The 3,496-nt window shown below is 57.0% G+C and carries 2 rRNA genes; both read right to left on the reverse strand.

Annotated features, from left to right (window positions below):
- Nucleotides 1-10: 10 nt before the first annotated feature.
- Nucleotides 11-127 (reverse strand): 5S ribosomal RNA (gene rrf, locus ACFOYW_RS16465).
- Between the two features lie 104 nt (nt 128-231).
- Nucleotides 232-3,350 (reverse strand): 23S ribosomal RNA (locus ACFOYW_RS16470).
- Between the last annotated feature and the right edge of the window lie 146 nt (nt 3,351-3,496).

Here is a 3,496-nt window from a genome sequence, read left to right on the forward strand (position 1 = left end):
TCTAAGGGGTGTTCGGCGGTGTCCTACTCTCCCACAGGGTCGCCCCTGCAGTACCATCGGCGCTGGGAGTCTTAGCTTCCGGGTTCGGAATGTGTCCGGGCGTTTCCCTCCCGCTATGGCCGCCGAAACAGTGTCGACCAGGCACTGGTCGCGTATTTCGGTGTTGCTGGTGCCCGTATGTCGGGAACCACTCAGTGGACGCGAACGCTTCACAAAAGTCTGTTGTGTTGTGTTGTCAAGTTATTGGCTTATTAGTACCGGTCAGCTGCGAGGGTCTTTCGTCCCCTCTTCCACATCCGGCCTATCAACCCAGTCGTCTGGCTGGGAGCCTCTCCCCATAATGGGATGGAGATCTCATCTCGAGGCCGGCTTCCCGCTTAGATGCTTTCAGCGGTTATCCATCCCGAACGTAGCTAATCAGCGGTGCTCCTGGCGGAACAACTGACACACCAGAGGTTCGTCCAACCCGGTCCTCTCGTACTAGGGTCAGATCCTCTCAAATCTCCTGCGCGCGCAGCGGATAGGGACCGAACTGTCTCACGACGTTCTAAACCCAGCTCGCGTACCGCTTTAATGGGCGAACAGCCCAACCCTTGGGACCTACTCCAGCCCCAGGATGCGACGAGCCGACATCGAGGTGCCAAACCATGCCGTCGATATGGACTCTTGGGCAAGATCAGCCTGTTATCCCCGAGGTACCTTTTATCCGTTGAGCGACGGCCGTTCCACAACGTACCGCCGGATCACTAGTCCCGACTTTCGTCCCTGCTCGACCTGTCAGTCTCACAGTCAAGCTCCCTTGTGCACTTACACTCGCCACCTGATTGCCAACCAGGTTGAGGGAACCTTTGGGCGCCTCCGTTACTCTTTAGGAGGCAACCGCCCCAGTTAAACTACCCACCAGGCACTGTCCCTTGACCGGATCACGGTCAGAAGTTAGATATCCAGAGCGACCAGAGTGGTATTTCAACATTGACTCCACGAACACTAGCGTGCCCGCTTCACCGTCTCCCACCTATCCTACACAAGCCGCACCGAACACCAATACCAAGCTATAGTAAAGGTCACGGGGTCTTTCCGTCCTGCTGCGCGTAACGAGCATCTTTACTCGTAGTGCAATTTCGCCGAGTTCGCGGTTGAGACAGCTGGGAAGTCGTTACGCCATTCGTGCAGGTCGGAACTTACCCGACAAGGAATTTCGCTACCTTAGGATGGTTATAGTTACCACCGCCGTTTACTGGGGCTTAAATTCTCAGCTTCGCTGCCGAAGCAGCTGACCGGTCCTCTTAACCTTCCAGCACCGGGCAGGCGTCAGTCCGTATACATCGTCTTGCGACTTGGCACGGACCTGTGTTTTTAGTAAACAGTCGCTTCCCACTGGTCTCTGCGGCCACTCCACGCTCCCCCAGCAAGTGGGTTCACGCTTCGGGCCCCCCTTCTCCCGAAGTTACGGGGGCATTTTGCCGAGTTCCTTAACCACGATTCTCTCGATCTCCTTGGTATTCTCTACCTGACCACCTGAGTCGGTTTGGGGTACGGGCGGCTAGAACCTCGCGTCGATGCTTTTCTTGGCAGCATAGGATCACCGAATTCCCCTTGACGGGTACGCATCAGATCTCAGGCACACAAACAGCGGATTTGCCTACTGCTCGCCCTACATCCTTGCCCCGGGACAACCATCGCCCGGTACGGCTACCTTCCTGCGTCACACCTGTTACTACGCTTGCCTCCCCGGACTGGGTCACATGCTCCGCCAGCGGCGTCCCCCGAAGGGAACAGTGCCGGCATCGGATGCTTAGCATTACCAGATCAGCATGGGCGGTTCTTCGCCGGTACGGGAATATCAACCCGTTGTCCATCGACTACGCCTGTCGGCCTCGCCTTAGGTCCCGACTTACCCAGGGCGGATTAGCCTGGCCCTGGAACCCTTGGTCTTCCGGAGGACGGGTTTCTCACCCGTCTTTCGCTACTCATGCCTGCATTCTCACTCGTGTGGCCTCCACAACTGGGTCACCCCGCTGCTTCACCGGCCACACGACGCTCTCCTACCCATCACCGCGACTGGACCACGAAGGCCTATCACCTGCGGCAATGCCACGACTTCGGTGGCGTGCTTGAGCCCCGTTACATTGTCGGCGCGGAATCACTTGACCAGTGAGCTATTACGCACTCTTTCAAGGGTGGCTGCTTCTAAGCCAACCTCCTGGTTGTCTATGCAACTCCACATCCTTTCCCACTTAGCACGCGCTTAGGGACCTTAGTCGGTGGTCTGGGTTGTTTCCCTCTCGACGATGAAGCTTATCCCCCACCGTCTCACTGCTGCGCTCTCACTTACCGGCATTCGGAGTTTGGCTAACGTCAGTAAGCTTTTGGGCCCCATCGGCTATCCAGTAGCTCTACCTCCGGCAAGAAACACGCAACGCTGCACCTAAATGCATTTCGGAGAGAACCAGCTATCACGAAGTTTGATTGGCCTTTCACCCCTACCCACAGCTCATCCCCCAGGTTTTCAACCCTGGTGGGTTCGGTCCTCCACGACGTCTTACCGTCGCTTCAACCTGGCCATGGGTAGATCACTTCGCTTCGGGTCTAGAACACGCGACTGAAACGCCCTATTCGGACTCGCTTTCGCTACGGCTCCCCCACCCGGGTTAACCTCGCCACGTATCACTAACTCGCAGGCTCATTCTTCAAAAGGCACGCCGTCACACCAACACGGGTGCTCCGACGGTTTGTAAGCGAACGGTTTCAGGAACTATTTCACTCCCCTCCCGGGGTACTTTTCACCTTTCCCTCACGGTACTTGTCCGCTATCGGTCATCTGGGAGTATTCAGGCTTACCAGGTGGTCCTGGCAGATTCACACGGGATTTCTCGGGCCCCGTGCTACTCGGGATCCCCCTCCGGCCGGCGCAACGTTTCGGCTACGGGACTATCACCCGCTCCGGCCAGCCTTTCCAAGCTGTTCGCCTACACCACGCACACGTCACCGTCGGAGAGCGGCAGCCCTCCACGAGAGGTCCCACAACCCCCACCACGCAACCCCTGCCGGGTCTCACACGTGACAGGTTTAGCCACATCCGCGTTCGCTCGCCACTACTAACGGAATCACTATTTGTTTTCTCTTCCTGTGGGTACTGAGATGTTTCACTTCCCCACGTTCCCCCTACCCGCCCTATACATTCAGGCGGGAGTAACCAGGTCACCCAAAGGGCCTGGCCAGGTTTCCCCATTCGGACACCCTCGGATCACAGTTCGCTTATCAACTCCCCGAGGCTTATCGCAGATTGCTACGTCCTTCATCGGCTCCAGATGCCAAGGCATCCACCGTTCGCTCTTAGAAACTTGCCACCACAACATGAGTCAAAAAAATCGTCACAACAACCCACAACGGGATCATCGGAACAGACCATTTGGTGACCCGCACCCAAAAAAGGCACGGATCTAAGATGCTCGCGTCCACTGTGTAGTTCTCAAAATACGGACAGCACCCACCC

This window comes from Gryllotalpicola reticulitermitis (assembly GCF_042651345.1).
Classification (GTDB): domain Bacteria; phylum Actinomycetota; class Actinomycetes; order Actinomycetales; family Microbacteriaceae; genus Gryllotalpicola; species Gryllotalpicola reticulitermitis.